Below are 24662 nucleotides of genomic sequence, written 5' to 3'. Positions count from 1 at the left end.
GAGGTCAGATTGGATACGCTCCCGTGCAGCGATGACGGTGACGTAACAGAAGAGGATTCAAAGCTTAGGCCAGGAATATGACGTTTTTCAGACGATTTCGGGATAGCTCCTTCGTTCGTCGGAAACGAAATTTCTAAATGAGCCGCTCCAGTAAACTGCGGCCGGTATTTCGGCGTGTCCGGTGGGTCACGGCGGTGTGAAGTGCTGCTGATGAAAGTGCTTGAGGCGTAAACCTCAGCGCCCGTCCCTGGAAAATCGAGTTTTCCCTTGCCTGAACGGTCAGCGCGATCCCTTCATTCCGTCCGACAACGCCGGTATTTTCTCTTTGATGGTGCACAGGCTTGGTCTGTGCACCAATTTGATGTGGAGGTTGCTGATGTCGTTGCAGGCGCTCTGGTCTGTTTTCCTTGCCTATCCCGCGCAGTCGTTGAATGCCCTTGCCCTGTTCTTCGGGCTTGCCGGGAGCTGGTTGCTGCTGGCCACCCGAGTGCGTGAGCAACGTGCAGTGGCGCGCTTGATCGCGGGCAGCGATGCCGAGGATATGGCCGAGGAGGTGTACGTGTTCGACGCCCCGACCCAGCGACTTAACCGGTTTTTCTATCGTTTCGGTTTTGTCAGCCTGGCGCTGTCGCTCGCGCTGTCCTGGGGCAGCACCCAGTTCTGAATTGCCCGAGGCGGCAACAATGGCGTCGAGCAAGCAAAAACGGCAGCCCATGGGCTGCCGTTTTTGTTGCTGCGCCAGGCATTCCTACAACGGCAAGCCGGCTTTCACCCGGTATTGGTTGCGCACCGGATTGGCATATTGCAGCACCAGATAAGGCCGCTGTTCGACCGGACAGCGAGCCAGGCGCTTGTTCCATTCGGCTTCGGCGCGAGCCAGTTCCTCGGCGGGAAACAACTGCGCTGCGCTTGGTACGTTGAGTGACGGGTCGCGCTCGGGCCACATGGCGTAGGCCAGATAGTGCACCGGGAATAGCCGGTAGCCGCTGAGAATCTGCCTGTCCATTTCGGCGGCCAGCTGCTTGCTGTCCTCCAGACTAGTGCTCACCGGTGCACTGAAGTGCACATGCACGCGACCTTTGTATCCGGTAATGCCGAGGGCGATGCTCTGGTCGTCTTCGCCCGGGACCTTGCTGTAGCTGCCGGTGCTGGCGCGGATGAACAGTTCACGGGCCTTGGCCTGGTCGCAGGGGTCGTATTCATAGCTGATCGACACCGGGGTCAGTTTCAGCGCGGCGATCACCTCGGCAAAGGGTTCGTTCTTGCGACTCATGTGGAACATCTTGAGGATCGCCGAGTCGGTGCGGTCGTTGCCATCCTTGGCGCGGCCTTCGGCCTGGGCAATCCAGATCGACTCGCAGTCGGTGCGGATCGAATGATTGATGTAGGCCGACAGCAACTGGTAGGCCGCGAGTTTCTCACGGCGGCCGCTGAGCGAACGATGCACGATAAAACTCTTGTTCAGGCGCATCAGATCGCTGACGAACGGCTTCTGCAGCAGGTTGTCGCCAATCGCGATGCGCGGGGTCGGCAGGCCGGCGTGGTATACCGCGTAATTGACGAAGGCCGGATCCATGACGATATCGCGGTGGTTGGCCAGGAACAGATAAGCGCTACCGGCCTTGAGTCGCTCGACCCCGGAATAGCTCACGCCATCGGTGGCGCGCTCGATGCTCTGGTCGACGTAAGCCTCCACTTTGTCCTGCAGTGCCGCTACCGAGGCAACCTGGCGGAATTCAAGATGCAATCGATAGGCTATAAGTGGTTTAAGCAGCCAGCCCAGTGCGCCGGCCAGGCGTGGGAAGCGATACTGGGTGAGAATGTCGAGAAACTCGTCGTCTGCCAGCAAACGCGCCAGGACGGTGGGGACTTCGGAATCGGCGTAAGGTCGGATGGCATCGAATTCGCCCATCATGCTCTCTTGTCGTAGTTGGCTGTGGTTAGCAGAGTGTTGAGGAGGACGCCCCGTGCGCGGGGTCAGCGGTAGACCGGCGATTATACCTACAAGTCACATGGAGACCGCGATGCTGGAAAGTCAGGTTTATCAATGCCCGTACTGTGGCGAGTCGGTCGAGGCCCTGCTCGACCTCTCCGCGGGTGATCAACAGTACATCGAGGACTGCCCGGTATGCTGCCGGCCAATTGTCTTCGATCTGCGCACCGACGGCATTGACTGGACGCTTGATGTGCGTGGAGAAAACGACTGATGCAGCGCATCTACGAGCCGCAGGACGTGCTGGAAGGCGAGTTGCTGCTGGGCATGCTGGCCAGTGAAGGCATCGAAGCCCACCTGACCGGTCAGCATCTGCTCGGCGCGGTTGGCGAGCTGCCTGCCTGTGGTCTGCTTGGCCTGATGGTCGACGATATTCAGGCCGAGCGCGCGCAGCAGTTGATCGCCACGTACAATGTCGCGCAACCGCTGGCCAATGATGAGCCGGAGAACTTCCAGGGCGTGCTGCTCTGCTAGTTCCTTCGGTGCACTGTGTCGGGCGTATAGGGTTGCACCGGATACCAGTGAACGGATTAGCCTGCCAGGCTGGTTGCGCGACAGAACGTTACGCCCGTCCCCGTGTCTTTGCCTGTTACCTATGCCAACATCCGGTATTGCCTGGCCCGCTGCCTACCTGTTATCGAGTTGCCCCCCTCATGTGTGGACGTTATGCCCTGTTCCGTTGGTCGCCAGTATTCGCGGCTTTACCCGGTTTTCCTGCGGATCAGCAACCGCAGTGGAATATTGCACCCGGCAGCCAGATTCTGTTACTGCGTGCCCTCGCCGGTGAGCGCCAGCTGGTTCGCGCCCGCTGGGGGTTGACGCCGCCCTGGCTGACGGATCTGTCGAAAACCCCTGCCCAGGCACGGGCAGAAACCCTGGCCGAGCAGCCGATGTTCCGCGACGCCTTTCGCCTGCGTCGCGGCTTGTTGCCGGCCAATGGTTTTTACGAATGGCGCGGCTCCGCGCGCAAGCGGCCGTACTGGCTGACCAGCGAAGACAGCCCGCTGTACTTCGCTGCGTTGTGGGAGGCTTATCCGGTCGACGGTTGTGTCTATCTCAGTGCGGCGGTGGTGACCCAGCCTGCCGCCAATCAGCGCCGCCCGCTGATCCTCGATGCCGCTGCCCAGGCACTCTGGCTGGCGGCAGACACGCCGACGGATGAACTTAAAGCGCTGTTGGCCAGGCCGCAGCCGCTGTTGCGCGAGCGGGTTCTGGCCAATCTGGTCAACGACCCCAAGCTGAATGCCCCCGAGTGCCTGACGCCGGCGTAGCTGGCGTCAGTTGTGTGTGTGGGCTTTTATAGCCGCGCGGGTGTGCGCTGCAGACCTGTTTGTCGAGCGTTGGGCCTTGCACCGATAGTGGAGGGCTGGCGTCTTGTCGCGATATTTTTTGCCGCGCTATTGTCGGTTGCTCGCGCAGGGTGGCGGGCCTAGCATACGGTGCTTATTCAATGGAGACTCAGCATGAACCAGACGTTGTCCTTTACCGCGCTGGCCGCGGCCTTGCTGCTGGCAGGATGCCAGGCCGTGAACACCACCAGCGGTGGCGCGGTGGGCGTCGAGCGCAAGCAGTACATGTTCAGCATGCTCTCGACCCAAGAGATCAATCAGATGTATGCGACGTCCTATCAGCAGACGCTGGGCGAGGCATCGAGCAAGGGTGTGCTGGACAAGAGCAGCGCCAGCGCCAAACGGTTGCGGGTCATCACCGATCGGCTGATCAAGCAGGCGCCGATATTCCGCGCCGATGCCGCGCAGTGGCAGTGGGAGGTCAATCTGATTAAGAGTCCGGAGCTGAATGCCAGCTGCGGCCCAGGTGGCAAGATCCTCTTCTACAGCGGGCTGATCGACAAGCTGAAACTGAACGACGATGAGATCGCCGCGATCATCGGCCATGAAATGGCCCATGCCCTGCGCGAGCACAGTCGCGAAGCCATGTCCAAGGCCTACGGCGTGGCGCTGGCCAAGCAGGGCGCCGGTGCCCTGCTCGGGCTCGGCGAGACGGGTATGGCCATGGCCGATACCGTGGTGCAGTACAGCCTGACCCTGCCCAACAGCCGGGGTAACGAGAACGAGGCCGACCTGCTTGGACTGGAACTGGCCGCCCGCAGCGGCTACAACCCGAACGCCGCTGTCAGCCTGTGGCAGAAGATGGCCCAAGCCGGCAATGGCGCGCCGCCGGAGTTCATGAGCACTCACCCGTCCTCGAGCAGCCGGATCGCTGCCTTGCAGGCGGCCATCCCGAAAGTCATGCCGCTTTACGAGCAGGCCAAGGCCGCGCGCTGACAGCGTCCCGGGTGCGTACCCGCGTCGAGTCGGGTGCGTCCAGGGGCGTTAGGGCTCTCCAGCGGGTGCAAGGCCCTGTCCATCGCGCTGGCGGGTGGGCTTACGGCAGGGCTTTTTCCGAGAAGGAACGGGTGTCCAGGCCCAGTTGGGCGCGGAAGCTCTCCATGTCGAACATGGTGCAGATTTCCTGGATTTCGTTGCTCGGGGTCAGTGTCCAGAAGGCCATCGCCGCGATGCTCAGCACCTTGTCGCTTGGCGGGTAACCCAAGGCCGGTTTTTCGATGGTGCCGATCAGGGTGCTCCAGGTGACCACCTTGTTGCCTTCGGCAATGCATTCCTCAACCACTACCTGAAGGTCTGGCATGGCAGTGCGGATGTCCTGGATCAGTTGGGCGAAGGCCGCGCTGCCCAGCGGGCGGCCGACAAACGAGCTTTTGTAGAGGAAGTCCCTGCTGTGCAGCTGCTCGGCCAAGGCCAGACGGCCTTTGTTCCACGACAGGTCGATATGCTGGCAGACCACTTTTTTCCGATCATCCAATGACATGCTTGTCTCCCTGGCTTGGTGGGCAAGGTGCGCAAGATACTGCGCACTTTTTTGGCTGTCAGAGTAGCCAGAACATCGGCTGGAGCGCCAGGGGAACGGCGTCAAATCAATACCATAAATACCCGCCGAGTTGCAGGGCCTGGTAGCTCGCATAAACCGCCAGAGCGGCGAAGGCGCCGGCGGCCAGGCGGCGAATCAGGGTCAGTGGCAAGCGTTCGGCGGCAAAGTTGCCGACCAGCACCACGGGTACGTTGGCGATCAGCATGCCCAGGGTGGTGCCGATCACCACGAGCACGAAATCTGGGTACTGCGCGGCCAGCATCACCGTGGCGACCTGGGTCTTGTCGCCCATCTCGGCGATGAAGAAGGCGATCAGGGTGGTAAGGAAGGGACCGTAGCGCTTGAAGCCCGAGCTTTCATCGTCATCCAGCTTGTCGGGAACCAGCGTCCACAGCGCCACGGCGACGAAGGAGGCCGCGAGCGCCCAGCTCAGGGTCACCGGGGAAAACAGACTGGCTACCCAGTTGCCGGCGGCTCCGGCGAGAAAATGGTTGGCCAGGGTGGCGACCACGATGCCGAGGATGATTGGCCAGGGCTTGCGAAAGCGCGCGGCCAGCAGCAAGGCGAGTAATTGGGTCTTGTCGCCGATTTCGGCCAGGGCAACGATCAAGGTGGGGACGAACAGGGATTCCAGCATCAGACTTCCTAACGGGGGCGGGTCGACATGGCTATGACACGTACCGCCTTCCCGCCCCGGGTAAGGTGTGCGTGTCATAGGTCTTGTCAAACCCTGTGCGCAGTGTCGTCAGCCAGCGGCTGGTTGTTGACAATGCGCCAGCCCGTGTTGCTGGGCTGTGGGTCGCACGCACCATGGTCGGTTGACCAAGTATGTTGACGCGTGCCGGGCGAGCTGCTGCTCGCGGGAGACTACTCCCCTAGGACGGGCGCATTCTGCCCAACTGCAGTGGATTGGGCAAGCCTGCGCTTGTATCGGGTCGCTACGGCTTGCTGGCGTCGTAGATGCGAAAGCCCTTGGCCTCGGCCAGGGTATGGCAGGGGCCAAGGTATTGCTCGATCAGCGGGGGATACTTGAGGAAGCTGTTGGCCACCAGGCGCAATTGGCCGCGGCGTTCGAGGTGCTCGGCGGCATGCCGCAACAGATTTTCCGTAGCCTGGTAGTGGGTGTGCACGCCTTGATGGAACGGCGGGTTGCTGAGGATCGCGGCCAGCCCCCGGGGCGCGGCGGCAATCCCGTCGCCACTGATGACGTTGGCTTCAAGGCCGTTGGCGGCCAGGGTCAGGCGGCTACTGGCCACGGCGAAGGCGTCGACATCCAGCAGGGTCACCTGGCTCTCGGGATAGCGGCGTTTCAGCGCCGCGCCGAGCACGCCGGCACCGCAGCCGAAATCGAGCAGGTGACCCGCTGGCAGCTGATCCAGATGCTCCAGGAGCAGGGCGCTGCCGATGTCCAGGCGGCCATGGCTGAACACCCCGGGCAGGCTGATCACGTGCAGCGGGCCGTCACTCAGGGGCAGGCTGTAGTGGCGCGCCAGGGCTTCGAGATCCGGGGTGGCTGGGGCGTTTGCCACGGTTACTTGCCAGAGCTGGCAGTGGCGCGCGCTGTCGAGTTTGCGTGCTCTGCCGAACGCCGCCAACTGCTTGGCCGCGCGTTCGATCCCGGCGCGCTTCTCGCCGACCAGGAACAGCTGGCGCCCGGCGAGTCGTGCGGCCAGGGCGCTCAGCAGGTAGTCGGTGAGTTCGCGGGATTTTGGCAGGAACAGCACCGCGGCGGTGAAACCGTCTGCGGGAGGCGTTACGCCAAAGTGGCTGCGCCCGGCAAAGCGGGTTTCCAGCAGCGCCTGTTCGCCGGCGTGCCAGCTCCAGCCCCGGGCTTGCGGCAACTGGCCGAGCAGGTCATCGGCCGGCAAGCCGGCGAGCAGCAACGGGCCGCCGAACAGTTCGGCCTGACGCAGCAGCACTTCGCTTCGCGGGTCCATGGGGTGGGCTCCTGGGCAAAGCGCGGAGGATAACAAATCCGGCCAGGGCTTTGAGCGCAATGGGGCCTGCGGCAATACTGGTGCGGTTACCCATTGCCCCGGCGGCTAGTTCACCACCCGTCGCTCTGCGCCGTCGAAAAACGCCCGAGCATTCTCCGTCAGCTGAGTGACGATGCGCTGCCGCGCTTCGCGGCTACCCCAGGCGCTGTGCGGGGTGACGATCAGGCGCGGGATGTCGGCGGCGAGCAAGGGGTTGCCCTCGGTTGGCGGCTCCTGGGTCAGTACGTCGGTGGCTGCGCCCCCCAGATGGCCGCGGCGCAGGGCGTCGGCCAGTGCCTGTTCGTTGACCAGGCCGCCACGCGCAGTATTGATCAGGAAGGCGCCGGGCTTCATCAGGCTCAGCTGGTATTCGCCGATCAGATCCTGGGTGGCAGAGTTGAGTGGGCAATGCAGGGTCAGGGCATCGACCTGCGGCAGCAGTTCGTCCAGCGACAGGCGATCCGGGCGGGACGGACGCCCCGGCAGCTGGCCAAGCAGCACACGCATGCCGAAGGCTTCGGCCAGTCGCGCTACGGCTCCGCCCAGTTCGCCGTGGCCGAGCAGGCCGAGGGTCTTGCCTTCCAGTTCGACGATGGGGAAATCCAGCAGGCAGAACTGCTGCGCCTGTTGCCAACGGCCGTCGCGTACCGCGCCCTGGTAGTCGGGCAGGCGAGTGGCCAGGGCGAGCAGCAGCATCAGGGTGTGCTGCGCCACCGAAGGCGTGCCGTAGCCCTGGCAATTGCAGACCAGCACGCCATGTTCTCGCGCGGCGGCCAGGTCGATGTTGTTGGTGCCGGTGGCGGCGATCAACACCAGTCTCAGCTCGGGGCAGGCGGCAAAGGTCCTGGCGTCCAGTGGCACTTTGTTGCTGATTGCCACCTGCACACCCTGCAGGCGCTCGATCACCTGTTCAGGGTCGCTCAGCGGGTACAGCGTCAGTTCGCCGAATAGCTGCTGCAGTGGTGACAGGTCGAGATCGCCCAGATCGAGTGTGCTGTGGTCTAGAAAGACTGCGCGACTATTGTTACTCATCAGCTGTACCTTTTCTGCTATCGGAGCGGGGCGTAAGGTGAACAGCCTATCAGCCCCTATGCCTGTTGCGGAGCCGCTATGTACTGGACGGAGTTTTTCACCGTTGCCCTGATTCACTTGCTGGCAGTCGCCAGCCCCGGGCCGGATTTTGCCATCGTGGTGCGCGAAAGCGTGGCCTTCGGCCGGCGTGCCGGTATCTTCACCGCGCTGGGTGTGGGCGCCGGGATCTTCGTCCACGTGGCTTATTCTCTGCTCGGCATCGGCCTGATCGTGTCCCAGTCGATTGTCTTGTTCAACGCCTTGAAGTGGCTGGCCGCCGCTTACCTGCTCTACATCGGGATCAAGGCGTTGCGCGCCAAACCGGCTGACCCGGCCCGCGCCGAGCTGAGCCTGGAACAGGCCGCACGTTCTCCGCGTGCGGCCTTTGCCACAGGCTTCGTCACCAATGGCCTGAACCCCAAGGCAACCCTGTTCTTTCTGTCGTTGTTTACCGTGGTGATCGATCCACACACCCCGCTGATGGTGCAGGCCGGTTATGGCATCTACCTGGCACTGGCGACGGCGCTGTGGTTCTGCCTGGTGGCGATGTTGTTCAGTCAGCCGCGGGTGCGCGCCGGTTTTACCCGCTTGGGCCACTGGTTCGATCGGCTGATGGGCGCGGTATTGATAGGTTTGGGCATCAAGCTGGCGTTCAGCGAGTTGCGCTAGGGACGCTCGCTGATGATGACGTAGTTGGGTATTACGGTTGTCTCTATAAACGTGCAGGATAAATAAGTAGCGGCTGTGACCCGGCTATGTTTTTCGAGCCTGTCGTGTGACCAAAAACAGCCAAAAAGTCATACGGGCAAATCATTCTTTTGACTGATTTTCCCGTCTGGCAAGCACTCTAGAGTCCTGTCACGGTTAAAAACAATATCCTGCAGACAGGTGCTCTCCCATGTTGCCAACTCGCATCATCCCGCCCGCGGCCAATGCCTATCAATATCCACTGCTGATCAAGCGTTTGTTGCTTTCCGGCGTGCGCTATGAAAAAACCCGTGAAATCGTCTATCGCGACACCCTGCGTTACAGCTATGCGACCTTCAATGAGCGGGTTGCACGCCTGGCCAATGCGCTGACGACGGCAGGGGTCAAGGCCGGCGATACCGTAGCGGTGATGGACTGGGACAGCCATCGCTACCTCGAATGCATGTTTGCCATCCCCATGCTCGGTGCGGTGCTGCATACCATCAATATCCGCCTGTCGCCTGATCAGATCCTCTACACCATGAACCACGCCGAGGATAAGTTCGTCCTGGTCAACAGTGAGTTCGTGCCCCTCTACAACGGTATCGCCGCGCAACTGACCACGGTCGAGAAGACCCTGTTACTGACCGACGCCGAGGAGAAAAGCGCCGAACTGCCGGGACTGGTCGGCGAGTACGAGCAGCTGCTGGCGGCCGCCGGCCCGAGCTACGACTTCGCCGATTTCGATGAAAACTCGGTGGCCACCACCTTCTACACCACCGGCACCACCGGCAATCCCAAGGGCGTGTATTTCACTCATCGACAACTGGTGCTGCACACCATGGCGGCGGCCAGTGTGCTGGGCAGTCTCGACAGCGTGCGCCTGCTGGGCACCAATGATGTCTACATGCCGATTACTCCGATGTTCCATGTGCATGCCTGGGGCATTCCTTATGCCGCCACCATGCTGGGCGTCAAGCAGGTGTATCCGGGGCGCTACGAACCGGAGTTGCTGTGCAAGCTGATCAAGGAGGAGAAGGTCAGCTTCTCCCACTGCGTGCCGACCATCCTGCAAATGATGCTCAACGCCCCAAGCGCCCAAGGCCATGACTTCGGCGGGTTGAAGATGATCATCGGCGGCAGTGCACTGAACCGTGCCCTCTACGATGCTGCCAAGGCGCGCGGCATCCAGCTGACTGCAGCCTATGGCATGTCGGAAACCTGCCCGCTGATCTCCTGCGCGCACATCAATGACGAGCTGCTGGCCGGCAGTGAGGATGAGCAGATCACCTACCGGATCAAGGCCGGGGTGCCGGTGCCTCTGGTCGATGCGGCGATCATGAGCGCCGATGGCCGCATGCTGCCGGCGGACGGTGAGTCCCAGGGCGAGTTGGTGTTGCGTTCGCCGTGGCTGACCCAGGGCTATTTTCGCGAGCCGGAGAAAGGCCAGGAACTCTGGGAGCACGGCTGGCTGCACACCGGCGACGTGGCGACCATCGACGGCATGGGGTTTATCGAGATTCGTGACCGGATCAAGGACGTGATCAAAACCGGTGGCGAGTGGATCTCCTCATTGGCCCTGGAAGACCTGATCAGCCGTCATCCGGCCGTGCGTGAAGTCGCGGTGGTGGGTGTGGCGGATCCGCAGTGGGGCGAGCGGCCCTTTGCCTTGCTGGTACTGCGTGACGATCAGACCCTGGATGCCAAGGGGCTCAAGGATCACCTCAAGCCTTATGTCGAGCAGGGTCATATCAACAAGTGGGCCATCCCCACGCAGATCGCTCTTGTTACCGAAATTCCCAAGACCAGCGTCGGCAAGCTGGATAAAAAACGCATTCGCCTGGATATCGCCCAGTGGCAGGCGGCCGGCTGTGCGTTTCTCTCCACCCTGTAAGGTGTGGTGGTGATACCTGGTCAGAGTGACTGCATAGTCAAACAAGCGTTTGCCTGGACAATTGCTCTTTTCCAGCCATTCCTGGCTTGTGGCGGATAAGACTTATCCGCCGAAACCTGCGAGCCAGAGTGTCTGGGAGGCTGCAAATCATACTTTCGAGGGATCAGGCAGTCACACCCTCTGGCTATAGTCGGCACTATCCATAACAAAAAAGTACATGGAGTAGTGTCGATGACAAAATCAAAGCAAACCTGGCGTCTGGCCAAACTGCCGTTGGCCGTCAGTCTCGCATCCACCCTCGCCGCACCGGCATTCGGCGTGACGTTCAATATTGGTGAAATCGAAGGCCAGTTCGACTCGGCGATCTCGGTGGGGGCCAGTTGGTCGGCTCGTGGCGCAGATCCGGATCTGATCGGTACCGTCAATGGTGGTAAAGCCGCCTCATCGACCAGCGACGACAATCGTTTGAACTTCAAGAAGGGCGAAACCTTCTCGAAGATCTTCAAGGGCATCCACGACCTTGAGTTGAAGTACGGCGACACCGGTGTATTCGTGCGCGGTAAGTACTGGTACGACTTCGAACTCAAGGACGAAAGCCGCCTGTTCAAGGACATCAGCGACAGCAACCGCAAGGAGGCGGCGCAGGCTTCCGGCGCGCAAATTCTCGATGCCTTCATCTACCACAACTACGCCATTGCCGACATGCCGGGCTCCGTGCGTCTGGGCAAGCAGGTAGTCAGCTGGGGTGAAAGCACCTTCATTCAGAATTCGATCAACTCGATCAACCCGGTCGACGCCGCCGCCTTCCGCCGCCCCGGTGCGGAGATCAAGGAAGGCCTGATCCCGGTCAACATGTTCTATGTGGCGCAGAGCCTGACCGACAACCTCTCCATGGAGGCGTTCTACCAGCTCGAGTGGGATCAGACGATTGTCGATAACTGCGGCACCTTCTTCTCCACCACCGACGTGGTGGCCGATGGTTGCGATAACAACCTGACCGTAGGCTCGCCGGCTATCGCGCCGCTGCAGCCGGTTGCCGCCGCTTTTGGCCAGGGTTTCGATGTGGCAGGCGAAGGCGTGGTGGTGCCGCGTGGTGGCGACCGCGATGCGCGTGACAGTGGCCAGTACGGTCTTTCCTTCCGCTGGCTCGGCGACAACACCGAGTACGGCGCCTACTTCATGAACTACCACAGCCGTAATCCGTTCTTTAATACCAAGACGGCAGAAGCAGGTACCTTTGCTGCACTGCCTGCCATTGGTGCAGCAGGTGGCGGAGCTGCTGCCAACGCATTCTTAGTAGCAACTTGCGGCCCAGTCCCCAACGCCTGCTATGCAGCAAACGCAGCCACCGCGGCGGCCGTAGGTGCAGCATCGGGTGCTGGTTTGGCGCAAAGCACTGCGCTGGGCAACGGCGAATACTTCATCAGCTATCCCGAGGATATTCAGCTGTACGGCCTGAGCTTCTCGACCGTACTGCCCACCGGCACATCCTGGGGCGGTGAGGTGAGCTATCGACCCAATGCGCCTATCCAGATCAACAGCACCGCGCTCAACCTGGCGCTGCTCAATCCGGCCAGTGGTGGTGCGGCTGCCCCCACCATCGATACCGCTCCGGGTGCGGAAAACCAGGGGTATCGCCGCAAGGAACTGACCCAGGTGCAAACCACCTTCACCCATTTCTTCGACCGGGTATTGGGCGCTAGCCGTCTGACCGTGGTTGGCGAGATCGGTGTCGCCCACGTCGGTGGCCTCGAGCGCCGTGAGGATCTGCAATACGGTCGCGACTCCATCTATGGGGCCTACAGCGCAAGCAATGACGACGGTTTTGTCACCACCACCTCCTGGGGTTACCGCGCTCGCGCCATTCTCGACTACCCGAGCGTGTTCGCTGGAGTTAACCTCAAGCCGAGCCTGTCCTGGTCGCATGACGTGGACGGCTACGGCCCGAACGGTCTGTTCAATGAGGGTGCCAAGGCTGTCAGCCTGGGGTTGGATGCCGACTACCAGAACACCTATAACGCCAGCTTGGCCTACACCGATTTCTTTGGTGGCGACTACAACACGGCGATCGACCGCGATTTCGTTGCGCTCAGCTTCGGTATGAACTTCTAAGCGGCCAGGAATTTTGAGGAAAACTCTGTATATGAAAACAACAAAGAATCTGTTGCAAACCGGCGCGCTGACTCTTTCGCTGCTGGCCTGCAGCGTTATGGCAGCAGTTTCGCCAGAAGAGGCTGCCAAGCTGGGTACCACGCTGACGCCAGTCGGCGCCGAGATGGCGGGTAATGCGGATGGCTCGATTCCGGCCTGGACCGGTGGTTTGCCGAAAAATGCCGGCACTGCCGATGCCGCCGGCTTCCTGTCGGATCCGTTCGCTGACGAGCAACCGCTGTTCACCATCACCGCAGCCAACGCCGAACAGTACAAGGACAAGTTGACCCCCGGTCAGCAGGCCATGTTCAAGCGTTATCCGCAAAGCTACACAATACCGGTGTACCCGACTCACCGTTCCGCCGCCATGCCGGACTTCGTCTACGAAGCAACCAAGCGCAATGCGGTCAACACCCGCATGGTCGAGGGCGGCAACGGTCTGGAGAACTTCGATCAGGCCAACCCGTTCCCGATTCCGAAAGACGGCCTGGAAGCGATCTGGAACCATATCACCCGCTACCGTGGTGGCAGCGTCAAGCGTCTGGTGACCCAGGCGACTCCACAGGCGAACGGCTCCTACAGCCTGGTGTATTTCCAGGATGAGTTCACTTTCCGTGGTGCGCTGGCGGGTGTCGACGCCAGCAAGGAAAGCAACGTGCTGTTCTACTTCAAGCAGCGGGTAACTGCACCGTCGCGTCTGGCCGGTAACGTGCTGCTGGTGCACGAAACCCTCAACCAGGTGAAAGAGCCGCGTCTGGCCTGGTTGTACAACGCCGGTCAGCGTCGCGTGCGCCGTGCCCCGCAGGTGTCCTATGACGGTCCGGGTACCGCCTCCGATGGTCTGCGTACATCCGACAACTTCGACATGTACAACGGTGCGCCTGACCGTTACGAGTGGAAGCTGAACGGCAAGAAGGAAATCTACATTCCTTACAACACCTACGGTCTGGATTCGCCGAAGCTGAAGTACAGCGAAATCGTTACGCCTGGCCATATCAACCAGGATCTGTCCCGTTACGAGTTGCACCGTGTATGGCATGTGACTGCGACCCTGAAGTCCGGCGAGCGTCATATCTATGCCAAGCGTGACTTCTACCTCGATGAAGACACCTGGCAGGCCGCGCAAATCGACCATTACGACGGTCGCGGTACCCTGTGGCGCGTAGCCGAGGCCCATGCCCAGTACTACTATGACAAGCAAGTACCCTGGTACACCCTGGAAACCCTGTATGACCTGCAGTCCGGTCGTTACCTGGCCCTGGGTATGAAGAACGAGGAGAAGCAATCCTACGAGTTCGGCTACCCGGCAAAAGAAAGCGACTACACCCCGGCGGCACTGCGTCAGGCTGGCGTTCGCTAACACCTGTTGTTGCAACGATGAAAGCCGGCCCATTGGGCCGGCTTTCTTGTTTTAGCGATGTCCCAATTGCTCGCTGCACTGGCCAGGTCACAACCGCGTATCTGTGTTGCCAGTGAGCCCACGGAGGCGTAATTCCGTCCAGTCCCGGTGAGCTACGGTTTGTAGCCTGGATGAAACCCGGGGCAATCACGCGCTTACAAACGGCTACCGGATTGCATCCGGGCTGCATGGTTCTGGCGTTAGCTAACCGCGTTGCATGAAGCGGCGTTCCGTTTCAGCCCGCAGGACGGCTTAATTAGCGACGGTGGGTCGGCTGTACCGTGAAGCGTTCGCGGCTGAAGCGGAGTGCCGCCCGGCCACTCCGGCATTGGGGTTATCCATGCCGTCACTCGCTCAGCCTCAGGCCGAGTCGCCGGTCTGGGTAATGATTTGTTTCAGTGCACACATCCAGGCTTCAATTCCTGCGGTTAAGTCGATAGTCTGCTGAAAGTTCGCGCCTGAACTGGCAATGACTTAACAAGAGCCGGGTGATGACCGATCTGACGCGTATAGCGCCTGTAGTTAGCGATATCGTCCCTCTGGGCGACAGTCGTTTTTTCCGCCCGCCACTGCCCGCCAGCCATGTGTCGCGGCCGCGTCTGTGCGAGCGGCTGGCCGAGGGTTTGACCGGGCGGCTGCTGCTGGTCAGCGCCCCTGCGGGTTTCGGCAAAAGCTCGCTGGCCAGTGAGTTCTGCCAGGTACTGCCCGAACAGTGGCACAGCCTGTGGCTGGGTCTTAGCCCGCGGGATAGTGATCCCGGGCGTTTTCTCGAGCGTTTTCTGGCGGGACTGCAGCAGTTCTATCCGGGGCTTGGCGAGGACGCTCAGGCATTGCTGCGCATGCGCCAGCGCCATCAACCCTTCGCCTTCGAAGAGTGGCTCGATGGTTTGCTTGACGAATTGGGCGAGCGCCTCGTGCCGACCGCGCCCTTGTTGCTGGTGCTGGACGACTATCATCTGGCCCAGGGCGCGGTGCTCGACCGCTGTCTGCAGTTTCTCCTCAATCATTTGCCCGAGGGCCTGGTCATTCTGGTGACCAGCCGCCAACGCCCCGACTGGCATCTGGCGCGCCTGCGCCTGTCACGCCAGTTACTGGAGTTGCAGGAGCAGGACTTGCGCCTGACCGAGGAGGAGACCCGCGCGCTGCTCGGCAGTCAGGGCGCCCAACTCAGTGGGCCGGTTCTGGAGGAGTGGCGTCAGCGCAGCGAGGGCTGGGTGGCCGGCCTGCGCCTGTGGCTGTTGACCCGTCAGCAGGCCGATGACGACAGCCCGGAACGGGGGCCCCAGGGTGACGAGGGGTTGATCCGCGAGTACTTGCTGGAGGAGGTGATCGAGCAGCAGTCGGCCGAGGTGCAGAGCTTCCTGTTCGACACCGCCTGCCTCGAGCGTTTCTGTGTCGAGCTGTGCGATGCCTTGCGCGAGCAGCATGACAGCGCGGAGATTATCCAGCATCTGCAGACCCATCAGGTCTTTCTGGTGCCCCTGGACGAGCAGGGCCACTGGTTTCGCTACCATCACCTGTTTTCCGATCTGTTGCGCTCGCGTCCTGCTGCCCAGCGCAGCCAGTCCCAGGCGGCCCTCCATCTGCGGGCCTGTCGCTGGTTCAGCAGCCAGGGCCTGCATGAGGAAGCGGTCGAGCAGGCGCTGCGCGCCGGCCAGCCGGAAGTGGCGGCCAACCTGGTGCAGAACCTGTCCGAGGAACAGTTGCTCGGCGAGCAGAATGTCGCCCGTTTGCTGCGCTGGAAGATGGACCTGCCCGACAGCCTGTTGGCCAGCACGCCGCGCCTGCTGGTGTTGTACGGTTGGGCATTGGCCCTGGCCTGCCAGCTGGATGCCGCCGACGAGCTGATCCAGCAATTGGGGCGTTTCATGCCGGCCCCCGACGCGCAGGAGCAGGATGATCTGCTGGCCCAGTGGCTGGCCTTGTCCGGCATCCTCGCCCGCGGTCGTGGCCAGGTGCTCGAGGCTGAGCGCTATTGCAGCGAGGCCCTGGCCCTGCTCAGCGGCGAACGTTGCGGGCCGCGGCTGATGTGCCTGTTCACCCTGGCCAACCTGGCGATGACCAAGGGCGATCTGTGGCGTGCGCGGGGCCTCAATCGCGAGGCCCTGGAGTTGGCGCAGCGGATCGACAATCCCTTGTTCGAGGGCCTGGCACATGCCGAGCGGGCGCGTGTGCTGCATGCCCGTGGCGAGGTTCAGCGTGCCCTGGCCGAGGTGCGCCTGGGCCAGAAGCGGTTGCACGGGCTTCCGGCTCAGCGGGTGTATTCGGTGCGTGCGCGGCTGAATCTGTACGAGGGCTATCTGCTCAGTGTGGCGTTCGATACCCAGGCCGCCCGCACCAAGTTGCTGGCCGGGATCGGTGAGGCGCGCGCCTGTCGCGACATCAGTCTGCTGGTGGGTTACTGCGTGCTGGCCGGGGTCGAGGGGCGTGAAGGACGCCTCGGCGAGGCCTTCGCCCAGCTGGCTGAAGCCGAGCGCCTGATGCATGCCTGGGATGTACCGACGATCTACTATCTGGCGATGATCACGGTGGTCAAGTGCGAGCTGTGGTTGTCCCAGGGCCAGCTGGAATTGGCCGAAGTCTGGCTGCAGCGACTGGCCGAGACCTATTGCGGCACAACGCCTGGCGCGGCCCCCGAGTTCCATCCGCAGCTGGCTTTGCATATCGAGTTGCAGCAGGCCGCGCTTGAGCGCCGGCAGGGGCGCCTGGAGATTGCCGAACGGCGTCTGCTCGCGCTCAGTCAGGGCGCCCAATCCGCATCGGGTCATTTGTTCGTGGTGGCCGCACAGGTGCAATTGGCCCTGCTGCTCAAGGCTTCCGGGCGCGACCGCGAGGCCGTCAGCTGGCTGACCAGCAGCCTGGAAGCGGCGAAGGGTGGTGCTTTGTTGCCTTATCAGGAGTTGTTCGTTCACCAGCCGCAATGGCTGCGTGAGCAACTGATGGCGCGCCCCGATTGCGCCGTGGCCGCCGAGTTGCTCAGGTATCTGCCCCAGACTCAGGGAGTGCAGCGGGCCAAGCTCGATGGCCAGCTGACCGAGGCCTTGAGTTCGCGTGAGTTGGCGGTATTGCAGCTGATCGCCCAAGGTTGCTCGAATCAGGAAATCAGCGAGCAGTTGTTCATCTCGCTGCATACGGTAAAAACCCATGCCCGCCATATCAACGGCAAGCTGGGTGTCGAGCGGCGTACCCAGGCAGTGGCGCGGGCCAAGAATCTGGGGCTGTTGCGCTGAGAGGCAGTGAAAAAAACGCTCGCCTACTGCGACCTCCAGGTGCCCTGCGGCCCGACCAATTATCTCGAGTAAAGCGCGATCTGTAGGGTGGATCTGGACTCAGGCAGTGCACCATTGGTTTGGCGGTGCGGTGCGGTGCGGTGCGGCGCAAAAGCTGGCAGGTTGTCGCTGCGCTGCGAACGGCCGGAGCCCCGGCCCGCCCCCCCCAGGGTATGCAAATGGACCGCCCCAGAACTGGGTAAAGCGCCATTCACAGCTGATTTCGCCGGTAGTGCAGATAAACCGAGGATCGAAAAAATGCCGCTCACCTGGTTCAAGTGAGCGGCATTGTGCTGCGGAGCTGTAATCAGCCCGCGGTTGTCGTGCTGCGTGGTGCAACCGGCTGGTTGTCGTTGGATATAGTCACCTCGACCCGGCGGTTCATCGACCGGCCAGACGAGGTGTCATTTCCCGACACCGGGTATTCCTTGCCATAACCCTGGGTGGCGATGCGCTCCGGGCCAACGCCCATTTTTATCAGCGCCATGCGTACCGAGTTGGCGCGCAGTTGCGACAGACTGAGGTTGTAGGCGGCGGAGCCGGTGCTGTCGGTGTAACCCTCGACGATCACCTTGCGCTCCGGGCTTTGCTGGAGGAACTGAGCCAGCTGGTTGACGTTGTTCATGCCGCCGGGCTTCAGCTCCGCACGGTTCAGGTCGAACAGCACATCACCGAAAGTAACCAGCGTGCCACGTTTGGTCTTCTTGGCATTCAGGCTGTCCTGCAGCTGCTTGATCTGCGCATCGCGCGCATCGAGTTGCACGTCACGGGCATCAATTTGTGCGTCACGTGCATTCAGGCGAGCGTTGGCACGTTCGGCGGCAGCCTTGCCCAGGTTCTGTTCGGCGCTACGCAAGGCGATGGTCTGCTTGGCGACTTCGATGCGCTGGTTGGTCAGGTAGGCCAGTTGATCGACTTTCTGCTCATCCTCGCTGGCGCGGTAGGCTTGTTCGGCCTTGTCCAGCATCTCGCTGGCACCCTTGGTTTCCAGGGCTGCGACCTTACTGGCTTGCGGGTCCGACTGCAGCGTGGAGAAATTGCTGCGTGCCTCCTCCAGATTGACGTTGGGCTGCGATGAGCATGCGGCCAGGCCTACGCTCAATGCCAGTAAGGCGGGAATCATTACTTGAGTACGCATATTCGGGTAATCCTTTAGCTGTTGGCGGAGTCTGTGATCAGCGTGTTTGGCGGCCGGGGTTAAAGGCTGCTGCCACGCATACTTTCCTCGCGCATTTCCTCAACGCCCTGGCGGGCGTCTTCCAGGGCTTTTTCAGCCTTGGCTGCCTGGGCTTTGCGTTCTGCCAGGCGGGCATCCCACTCGGCCTGTTCGGCCAGGCGTTTGGCTTCTGCGTAGTTATGGTCGTGCAGTTGCTGCTCGGCTTGCTTGAGCTTCTCTTGTGCGGATTTCATTTCCACGGCAGCGAATTCCGGGCCACCGGCACTGACCGCAGAGTTGACCGCCGATTTGCTCACTGCGAGCTGCTCGCTAGGTGGATTGCCGGCGCAGCCGGCCAGCAGCAGGCTGCTGCCGAGGGCGAGTGCGGCGAGTGTCCAGGTTGACCGTTGGCTAGGTTGCGGCCGGGCAGGGGCGATGATCATGGTGTTCAGTTCCATTGGTGGTTTCCTTGCATGCAGTGGTTTCCATGATGGTCACCAGCCAGCGTTTTGACTGAAAGTGGCGGACGCATTTGGACAAGGTGTTACAGGTCCTTACCCGCGACCGATCGTCAGAACGCTACGAAGCTTAGAGTGCGTTTAGAACAATATCGTTCAAAAAAAACAACATAAATAATTTTTAAAAGCTTGTTTTCTGGGATTATTTGTTCTGGCGTTTGCTTTTTTGAACGGTCGTGCGCGCAGGCACGCCGCTCCAGTTGCTGGGGTGCGTGGGTCGTTCAGGGGGCACGCAGAGATTTCCCTGGTTGTGAAAGTATCCAGCGCCGTCGCTGGGCTGCCTCCAGACGTTCGCGGCAAGACGTCGCACCGTGCTGCGCCGCGTTCCGCCCGGAGGTCGGGCGGCTTTGGAGTGCAGCGACAACCCGCCAGGGTGTGCGCCGGCTTATCCAGGCTGCGTCAGCAGCGAGCGTTTGCAGGCGGTCGCAGCAGATCGGTGTTTTTCACATCCTATTCAATGGTTGGTGCTGTCCTGTTGCGCGCTCAGCTCGTGCAGATACTTGCGTGACAGGGCGAGAAAGCGCGGTGTCGGACCGATATCTTCATAGAGCGGATTGCCTTCCTCGTCGGTGGCCACCACCTGGCTGCCTTTGATGTAGGGCAGGCTGGTTTCCAGTTCTTCCAGCGCTGCGCCGATCAGCTCGCCGAGCAGTGCTTCCGGGCTGCGTTTGGGGTACATCTCGGCTAAAGCGGCCAAGCGTGCAGCCGCTTCCAGATCGAGATTGATCTGATACAGATTACGGGTCATGCGACCCTTGGCGTTCTGTTCCCAATGGTGGACAAGCTCGCGAATTTTCATGACTGCCTCGTCCTTTACCTACTCGTGGTAGGCGGTTATGCGATTGTGCTTGGCCTCGCCCTTTTGCGGCGGGCCTGATTAGAGCCTAGACGCTACCCGGCGTTTCTGTCGGTGCGGCGTCGCGCCCTTGTAAGATGTTGCCGTGCTGGGCACTCTTGAACTTCACGCTTCAGCGGAGAGTCAGTCATGGCAGAAATCGACGCGCGTCTGCGCGAGGACGTTCATCAGCTCGGCGAGCTGTTGGGCAATACCATCAGCGCGCAGCGGGGGACGGTTTTTCTCGACAAGATCGAGCGCATTCGCAAGGGCGCCAAGGCGGCGCGGCGTGGCTCTGCCGCCGGTGCCGAGCAGCTCAGCGCCAGCCTCGAGCAGCTCGCCGACGACGAACTTCTGCCGGTAGCGCGGGCGTTCAACCAGTTTCTCAATCTGGCCAATATCGCCGAGCAATACCATCGCGTTCGTCGCCGTGCCCCCAACGAGCCGGAGCCCTTCGAGTCGCGGGTGTTGCCCGAACTGCTGCAGCGTCTGCTGACCAGTGGCCACGATGCCGATGCCCTGGCGCGCCAGTTCGGCCGTCTGGACATCGAGCTGGTGCTGACCGCCCACCCGACCGAAGTGGCGCGGCGTACCCTGATCCAGAAATACGATGCGATCGCCGCGCAATTGGCCGCTGGCGACCACAGTGACCTGTCCGCCGCCGAGCACGAGCAGGTCGCCGAGCATTTGCAGCGCCTGATCGCCGAGGCCTGGCATACCGAAGAGATTCGCCGCAGCCGCCCGAGCCCGGTGGACGAGGCCAAGTGGGGCTTCGCCGTGATCGAGCATTCGCTGTGGCAGGCGGTGCCGAACTTCCTGCGCAAGGCTGACCATGCCCTGCAAGCAGCCACCGGCATGCACCTGGCGCTGGACGCCGCGCCGATTCGTTTCGCTTCCTGGATGGGCGGCGACCGCGACGGCAACCCCAATGTCACCGCTGCGGTGACCCGCGAGGTGCTGCTGCTGGCGCGCTGGATGGCGGCCGACCTGTACCTGCGCGATATCGACCAACTGGCTGCCGGGCTGTCCATGCAGCAAGCCAGCCCCGAGCTGCAGGCCAAGGTTGGCGAGAGTTCCGAGCCCTATCGCAGCCTGCTCAAGCAACTGCGTGAACGCCTGCGCGCCACCCGCAGCTGGGCCCAGGAGGCGCTGCATGGCCCGGTCGCAGCGCCGGCGGCGGTGTTGCAGGACAACCGCGAACTGCTCGAGCCGCTGGAGTGCTGCTTCCAGTCGCTGCATGCTTGCGGCATGGGCGTGATCGCCAATGGCCCGCTGCTCGATTGCCTGCGCCGCGCCGCCACCTTCGGCTTGTTCCTGGTGCGCCTGGACGTGCGTCAGGACTCCAGTCGTCATGCCGCGGCGCTCGATGAAATCACCGATTATCTGGGCTTGGGGCGTTACGCTGAGTGGGATGAGGAGGCGCGCCGGCGCTTTCTCATGACCGAGCTGGACAACCGCCGGCCGCTGCTGCCCAGCCACTTCAAACCCAGCGCCGACACCGCCGAAGTACTCGCCACCTGCCGCGAGGTGGCCGCCGCACCTGCGGCCTCGCTGGGCTCCTATGTGATCTCGATGGCCGGTGCTCCTTCCGATGTGCTCGCCGTACAACTGCTGTTGAAGGAGTCCGGGCTGCGGCGGCCGATCCGCGTGGTGCCGCTGTTCGAAACCCTGGCCGACCTGGACAACGCCGGCCCGGTGATCGACCACCTGCTCAGCCTCAAGGGCTACCGCGCGCGCCTGCACGGCCCGCAGGAAGTGATGATCGGTTATTCCGATTCGGCCAAGGATGCCGGCACCACCGCGGCGGCCTGGGCGCAGTACCGTGCCCAGGAAAAACTGGTGCAGGTCTGTGCCGCGCAGCAGGTCGAGTTGCTGTTGTTTCACGGCCGTGGCGGCACCGTCGGCCGCGGCGGCGGTCCGGCCCATGCGGCTATCCTGTCGCAGCCGCCGGGCTCGGTGGCGGGGCGTTTTCGCACCACCGAACAGGGCGAAATGATCCGCTTCAAGTTCGGCCTGCCGGATATCGCCGAGCAGAACCTCAATCTCTACCTGGCCGCGGTGCTGGAAGCCACCCTGTTGCCACCGCCGACGCCCGAGCCGGCCTGGTGCGAAGTGATGGACAAGCTGGCTGCCGATGGCGTCACGGCCTATCGCGGTGTGGTGCGCGAGCATCCGCAGTTCGTCGAGTATTTTCGTCAGGCCACGCCGGAGCAAGAGCTCGGTCGCCTGCCCCTGGGCAGTCGCCCGGCCAAGCGGCGCGAGGGCGGGGTGGAGAGCCTGCGGGCGATTCCCTGGATCTTCGCCTGGACCCAGACCCGCCTGATGCTACCGGCCTGGCTCGGCTGGGAATACGCCCTGAGCAGTGCCCTGCAACGCGGCGAGGGCGAGCTGCTGGCGCAGATGCGCGAGCATTGGCCGTTCTTCCGTACTCGCATCGATATGCTGGAAATGGTCCTGGCCAAGGCCGATGGCGCTATTGCCCGACTTTACGACGAACGCCTGGTCGAGCCGTCCCTGCAGCCCTTGGGCGAACATTTACGCGACCTATTGTCGCAGGCGGTGGCTGCGGTACTGGGGTTGACCGGTCAGTCGCAGTTATTGGCGCACAGTCCAGAGACCCTGGAATTCATCAGCGTGCGCAACACCTATCTTGACCCCTTGCACCTGCTCCAGGCCGAGCTGCTGGCGCGTTCCAGGCAGCGCGACAGCCAGGCCGACAGCCCTCTGGAACAGGCCTTGCTGGTCAGCGTCGCGGGCATCGCCGCCGGTTTGCGCAACACCGGCTAACGGGCGCGGCTCGGGTGCTGCCCGGGTGCCCAGAATGGGCTCCGGAGGCGCCCGATCGCGGCCTGATGACGCCTGAAAGGCCCCGGTTTATCCGACTTTCGGTGACTTGTGCGGTGGGGGTGCGCTGTGTATCTTGATCAGCCTTTGGCCACTTGGCAGCTTGCCAGCGTTGCCCGAACCATTCTGAGATTGGCCCCACGAGGCGAGTCCGACGCTTTTTTCTTTAATCTTTAGGAGCACATCGATGCGCGTGATTTTGCTAGGGGCGCCCGGTGCCGGCAAAGGTACCCAGGCCGGTTTCATCACCAAGAAGTTTGGTATTCCGCAAATCTCCACAGGCGACATGCTGCGTGCCGCGGTCAAGGCCGGCACCGAGCTGGGCCTGATGGCCAAAGGCATCATGGACAGTGGCGGTCTGGTTTCCGATGACCTGATCATCAATCTGGTCAAGGAGCGCATCAGCCAGCCCGATTGCGCCAATGGCTTCCTCTTCGATGGCTTCCCGCGCACCATTCCCCAGGCCGAAGCGCTGAAGGATGCCGGGGTGAACATCGATCACGTGGTGGAAATCGCCGTCGAAGACGAGGAAATCGTCAGCCGCATCGCCGGCCGTCGTGTGCATCCGGCTTCCGGCCGCGTCTACCACACCGAACACAATCCGCCCAAAGTCGCCGGTAAAGACGACGAAACCGGCGAAGAGCTGATCCAGCGTGACGACGACCAGGAAGAGACCGTGCGTCACCGCCTGTCGGTCTACCACTCGCAGACCAAGCCGCTGGTGGATTTCTACCAGAAACTCGCCGCCGCCAACGGCACGCCGAAATACAGCGCCATCGCCGGCGTTGGTAGCGTCGACGAAATCACCGCCAAGGTGCTGGCCGCACTCTCCTGAGTGGCCAACCCTCGTTCAGCCAACGGCCCGCTATATGCGGGCCGTTGGCGTTTATGCGCTTGGCGCTTTGGCGTCGTTGAGCGTCGTTCACAGAACAGTAACCTTGCTCGCCTAAGTTAGCATCGGTCTCTGGTCTATACCAAGGCGAGATGGTCGTAGACTTTGAGTCTTAACCCATACCAAGAAAGGGAGCGCATTCAATGACCGAGAAAACAGCAAAGAGTGCTATCTGGCTGGGCCTTGCGCTAGCGCTGCTGGCCATCCCCGCGGCCTTTGCCGATACCGCGGCGAAGCCCAAGGCGGACTGCGCTGTCGCCGAGTTCGCCATGGGCCTGCGTTTTCAGCAGCAATCGGCGGAAGTTCAGGCCCTGCAGCTGCAGGCCTACAACATCGCGACGCTGAAGCTGGATGCGGCAGTGGCTGCCGCGAAAGATCCGTCGAAGCTGGCCATCGTTACCGATCTGGATGAAACCGTCATCGACAACAGCGCCTTGCTGGCCCGCGACCTGGCCAACTGTCACACCTATGATGCCTGGGACACCTGGCTGCCCTGGGAGCGCGACGGAACCCCGGTGCTGATCCCGGGGGCGAAGAAATTCCTTGAACATGCCGACAAGCTCGGGGTGACCATTCGCTATATCTCGGACCGTGCCGACGAACAGAAGCAACACACCCTGGCCACCCTGAGCAAGCTCGGCCTGCCCCAGGTGTCGGCGGAAAGTGTTCTGCTGCTGGGTCCACCCAAGGTCGAGCGGCGCACCATCGTCAGCGCCGATCATCAGATCGTGTTGTTGCTGGGCGATACGCTGCATGACTTCGATGGGCGTTTCCGCAAGACGCCGCTGGCCGAGCAGCGCTCAACCGTGGCCGCCGAAGCAGACAAATGGGGTGCCGAGTGGATCGTCTTCCCCAATGCGGGCTACGGTACCTGGTCCAAAGCGCCGTTGAGCGGCTGGGAAGCCGAGACAGTGATCGAGGCCTGGTAAGCGGCTGTTTGCTGGAGTGCACTGGGTCCGTTCTGGCCCGGTGCATGCCAGTTGCCCAGCGGATTCGTGCGCGTGACGGGCGCGAACTATAGTGATTGCGCTGGAAAAAAAAGCCTCAAGCCGTTCTAATGCCGGTCCATTTCGTCACCTGTCCGAATG

General features: G+C 62.0%; 21 protein-coding genes and 1 riboswitch. Of the genes, 13 read left to right on the top strand and 8 right to left on the bottom strand.

Going from position 1 to position 24662, the window contains the following annotated elements:
- The first annotated feature begins 220 nt into the window (after positions 1-220).
- Entirely contained in the window at positions 221-664 is a 444-nt protein-coding gene (locus R3355_RS24260; protein WP_413243471.1) for a hypothetical protein, read from the top strand.
- A gap of 84 nt (positions 665-748) precedes the next feature.
- Here the strand turns inward: R3355_RS24260 and R3355_RS01780 are convergent, their stop codons facing one another.
- Positions 749-1915 carry a 1-acyl-sn-glycerol-3-phosphate acyltransferase gene (locus R3355_RS01780; RefSeq protein WP_318959802.1) on the bottom strand — a complete coding sequence of 389 codons (1167 nt, stop codon included), beginning with the start codon at positions 1913-1915 and terminating at the stop codon, positions 749-751.
- A gap of 109 nt (positions 1916-2024) precedes the next feature.
- Here R3355_RS01780 and R3355_RS01775 point away from each other — a divergent pair, with 109 nt between their 5' ends.
- The 4 genes from R3355_RS01775 to R3355_RS01760 all read left to right on the top strand — a co-directional run bounded on the left by R3355_RS01775 (position 2025) and on the right by R3355_RS01760 (position 4278).
- A complete protein-coding gene (locus R3355_RS01775) occupies positions 2025-2207 on the top strand; it encodes a CPXCG motif-containing cysteine-rich protein (RefSeq protein ID WP_318946991.1) in 183 nt (60 codons plus the stop codon).
- Positions 2207-2467 (top strand): putative signal transducing protein, encoded by a 261-nt coding sequence (locus tag R3355_RS01770; RefSeq protein ID WP_318946990.1) that lies wholly within the window; start codon positions 2207-2209, stop codon positions 2465-2467. The genes R3355_RS01775 and R3355_RS01770 overlap by 1 nt, the downstream gene beginning before the upstream one ends.
- Before the next feature lie 179 nt (positions 2468-2646).
- Positions 2647-3264, top strand: coding sequence for an SOS response-associated peptidase (locus R3355_RS01765; RefSeq protein WP_318959801.1), 618 nt, complete (start codon positions 2647-2649; stop codon positions 3262-3264).
- Positions 3265-3456: 192 nt separating this feature from the next.
- Positions 3457-4278, top strand: coding sequence for a M48 family metallopeptidase (locus tag R3355_RS01760; protein WP_318946988.1), 822 nt, complete (start codon positions 3457-3459; stop codon positions 4276-4278).
- Between the two features lie 100 nt (positions 4279-4378).
- Here R3355_RS01760 and R3355_RS01755 read toward each other — a convergent pair whose 3' ends face one another.
- From R3355_RS01755 to R3355_RS01740, 4 genes are all read right to left on the bottom strand, one after another.
- Entirely contained in the window at positions 4379-4822 is a 444-nt protein-coding gene (locus R3355_RS01755) for a ketosteroid isomerase-related protein (protein ID WP_318946987.1), read from the bottom strand.
- Positions 4823-4928: 106 nt separating this feature from the next.
- Positions 4929-5516, bottom strand: coding sequence for a TMEM165/GDT1 family protein (locus tag R3355_RS01750; protein ID WP_318959932.1), 588 nt, complete (start codon positions 5514-5516; stop codon positions 4929-4931).
- A 92-nt stretch (positions 5517-5608) separates the two neighbouring features.
- A riboswitch (yybP-ykoY riboswitch) is annotated at positions 5609-5770 on the bottom strand.
- Between the two features lie 50 nt (positions 5771-5820).
- Positions 5821-6819 carry a class I SAM-dependent methyltransferase gene (locus tag R3355_RS01745; protein WP_318959800.1) on the bottom strand — a complete coding sequence of 333 codons (999 nt, stop codon included), beginning with the start codon at positions 6817-6819 and terminating at the stop codon, positions 5821-5823.
- Between the two features lie 105 nt (positions 6820-6924).
- Positions 6925-7890 (bottom strand): 2-hydroxyacid dehydrogenase, encoded by a 966-nt coding sequence (locus tag R3355_RS01740; RefSeq protein ID WP_318946985.1) that lies wholly within the window; start codon positions 7888-7890, stop codon positions 6925-6927.
- Between the two features lie 78 nt (positions 7891-7968).
- Between R3355_RS01740 and R3355_RS01735 the strand changes: the two genes are divergently transcribed.
- The 5 genes from R3355_RS01735 to R3355_RS01715 all read left to right on the top strand — a co-directional run bounded on the left by R3355_RS01735 (position 7969) and on the right by R3355_RS01715 (position 17290).
- Positions 7969-8598 (top strand): LysE family translocator, encoded by a 630-nt coding sequence (locus R3355_RS01735; protein ID WP_318946984.1) that lies wholly within the window; start codon positions 7969-7971, stop codon positions 8596-8598.
- 229 nt (positions 8599-8827) lie between these two features.
- Positions 8828-10510 (top strand): fatty acid--CoA ligase, encoded by a 1683-nt coding sequence (locus R3355_RS01730; RefSeq protein WP_318946983.1) that lies wholly within the window; start codon positions 8828-8830, stop codon positions 10508-10510.
- A 231-nt stretch (positions 10511-10741) separates the two neighbouring features.
- On the top strand, positions 10742-12622 hold the full coding sequence (locus R3355_RS01725; RefSeq protein ID WP_318959799.1) for a DUF1302 domain-containing protein: 1881 nt from the start codon (positions 10742-10744) through the stop codon (positions 12620-12622).
- A gap of 31 nt (positions 12623-12653) precedes the next feature.
- Complete coding sequence (locus R3355_RS01720; RefSeq protein ID WP_318959798.1) at positions 12654-14021, top strand: DUF1329 domain-containing protein; 1368 nt, start codon at positions 12654-12656, stop codon at positions 14019-14021.
- Between the two features lie 530 nt (positions 14022-14551).
- Positions 14552-17290, top strand: coding sequence for a LuxR C-terminal-related transcriptional regulator (locus R3355_RS01715; protein ID WP_318959797.1), 2739 nt, complete (start codon positions 14552-14554; stop codon positions 17288-17290).
- A gap of 346 nt (positions 17291-17636) precedes the next feature.
- Here R3355_RS01715 and R3355_RS01710 read toward each other — a convergent pair whose 3' ends face one another.
- The 3 genes from R3355_RS01710 to R3355_RS01700 form a co-directional block, all read right to left on the bottom strand.
- The gene (locus tag R3355_RS01710; RefSeq protein ID WP_318946978.1) at positions 17637-18467 is read right to left on the bottom strand and encodes an OmpA family protein; all 831 of its coding nucleotides are present in this window, start codon (positions 18465-18467) and stop codon (positions 17637-17639) included.
- Between the two features lie 59 nt (positions 18468-18526).
- Positions 18527-18943: a DUF4398 domain-containing protein gene (locus R3355_RS01705; RefSeq protein ID WP_413243470.1), complete on the bottom strand. Its 417-nt coding sequence runs from the start codon at positions 18941-18943 to the stop codon at positions 18527-18529.
- 514 nt (positions 18944-19457) lie between these two features.
- Positions 19458-19802, bottom strand: coding sequence for a pilin assembly protein (locus tag R3355_RS01700; protein ID WP_318946976.1), 345 nt, complete (start codon positions 19800-19802; stop codon positions 19458-19460).
- A gap of 186 nt (positions 19803-19988) precedes the next feature.
- On the opposite strand from R3355_RS01700, the gene ppc reads away from it, so the two are divergent.
- The 3 genes from ppc (at position 19989) to R3355_RS01685 (ending at position 24503) form a co-directional block, all read left to right on the top strand.
- Positions 19989-22625 (top strand): phosphoenolpyruvate carboxylase, encoded by a 2637-nt coding sequence (gene ppc, locus R3355_RS01695; protein WP_318959796.1) that lies wholly within the window; start codon positions 19989-19991, stop codon positions 22623-22625.
- Positions 22626-22869: 244 nt separating this feature from the next.
- Positions 22870-23517: an adenylate kinase gene (gene adk, locus R3355_RS01690; RefSeq protein WP_318959795.1), complete on the top strand. Its 648-nt coding sequence runs from the start codon at positions 22870-22872 to the stop codon at positions 23515-23517.
- A gap of 200 nt (positions 23518-23717) precedes the next feature.
- The gene (locus tag R3355_RS01685) at positions 23718-24503 is read left to right on the top strand and encodes a 5'-nucleotidase, lipoprotein e(P4) family (protein WP_318959794.1); all 786 of its coding nucleotides are present in this window, start codon (positions 23718-23720) and stop codon (positions 24501-24503) included.
- The last annotated feature ends 159 nt before the right edge of the window (positions 24504-24662 follow it).

Source organism: Pseudomonas sp. (assembly GCF_033723075.1).
In the GTDB taxonomy this organism is placed as follows: domain Bacteria; phylum Pseudomonadota; class Gammaproteobacteria; order Pseudomonadales; family Pseudomonadaceae; genus Aquipseudomonas.
The sequence above is the reverse complement of the archived record's forward strand: the minus strand, read 5'-3'. Positions and strand labels throughout refer to the sequence as shown.

Excerpts from the sequence above, each read along its gene's own strand:
- R3355_RS01780 (WP_318959802.1), bottom strand. The coding sequence starts at position 1,915 with ATGATGGGCGAATTCGATGCCATCCGACCTTACGCCGATTCCGAAGTC.
- R3355_RS01775 (WP_318946991.1), top strand. The coding sequence starts at position 2,025 with ATGCTGGAAAGTCAGGTTTATCAATGCCCGTACTGTGGCGAGTCGGTC.
- R3355_RS01770 (WP_318946990.1), top strand. The coding sequence starts at position 2,207 with ATGCAGCGCATCTACGAGCCGCAGGACGTGCTGGAAGGCGAGTTGCTG.
- R3355_RS01765 (WP_318959801.1), top strand. The coding sequence starts at position 2,647 with ATGTGTGGACGTTATGCCCTGTTCCGTTGGTCGCCAGTATTCGCGGCT.
- R3355_RS01760 (WP_318946988.1), top strand. The coding sequence starts at position 3,457 with ATGAACCAGACGTTGTCCTTTACCGCGCTGGCCGCGGCCTTGCTGCTG.
- R3355_RS01755 (WP_318946987.1), bottom strand. The coding sequence starts at position 4,822 with ATGTCATTGGATGATCGGAAAAAAGTGGTCTGCCAGCATATCGACCTG.
- R3355_RS01745 (WP_318959800.1), bottom strand. The coding sequence starts at position 6,819 with ATGGACCCGCGAAGCGAAGTGCTGCTGCGTCAGGCCGAACTGTTCGGC.
- R3355_RS01740 (WP_318946985.1), bottom strand. The coding sequence starts at position 7,890 with ATGAGTAACAATAGTCGCGCAGTCTTTCTAGACCACAGCACACTCGAT.
- R3355_RS01735 (WP_318946984.1), top strand. The coding sequence starts at position 7,969 with ATGTACTGGACGGAGTTTTTCACCGTTGCCCTGATTCACTTGCTGGCA.
- R3355_RS01730 (WP_318946983.1), top strand. The coding sequence starts at position 8,828 with ATGTTGCCAACTCGCATCATCCCGCCCGCGGCCAATGCCTATCAATAT.
- R3355_RS01725 (WP_318959799.1), top strand. The coding sequence starts at position 10,742 with ATGACAAAATCAAAGCAAACCTGGCGTCTGGCCAAACTGCCGTTGGCC.
- R3355_RS01720 (WP_318959798.1), top strand. The coding sequence starts at position 12,654 with ATGAAAACAACAAAGAATCTGTTGCAAACCGGCGCGCTGACTCTTTCG.
- R3355_RS01715 (WP_318959797.1), top strand. The coding sequence starts at position 14,552 with ATGACCGATCTGACGCGTATAGCGCCTGTAGTTAGCGATATCGTCCCT.
- R3355_RS01710 (WP_318946978.1), bottom strand. The coding sequence starts at position 18,467 with ATGCGTACTCAAGTAATGATTCCCGCCTTACTGGCATTGAGCGTAGGC.
- R3355_RS01705 (WP_413243470.1), bottom strand. The coding sequence starts at position 18,943 with ATGGAACTGAACACCATGATCATCGCCCCTGCCCGGCCGCAACCTAGC.
- R3355_RS01700 (WP_318946976.1), bottom strand. The coding sequence starts at position 19,802 with ATGAAAATTCGCGAGCTTGTCCACCATTGGGAACAGAACGCCAAGGGT.
- ppc (WP_318959796.1), top strand. The coding sequence starts at position 19,989 with ATGGCAGAAATCGACGCGCGTCTGCGCGAGGACGTTCATCAGCTCGGC.
- adk (WP_318959795.1), top strand. The coding sequence starts at position 22,870 with ATGCGCGTGATTTTGCTAGGGGCGCCCGGTGCCGGCAAAGGTACCCAG.
- R3355_RS01685 (WP_318959794.1), top strand. The coding sequence starts at position 23,718 with ATGACCGAGAAAACAGCAAAGAGTGCTATCTGGCTGGGCCTTGCGCTA.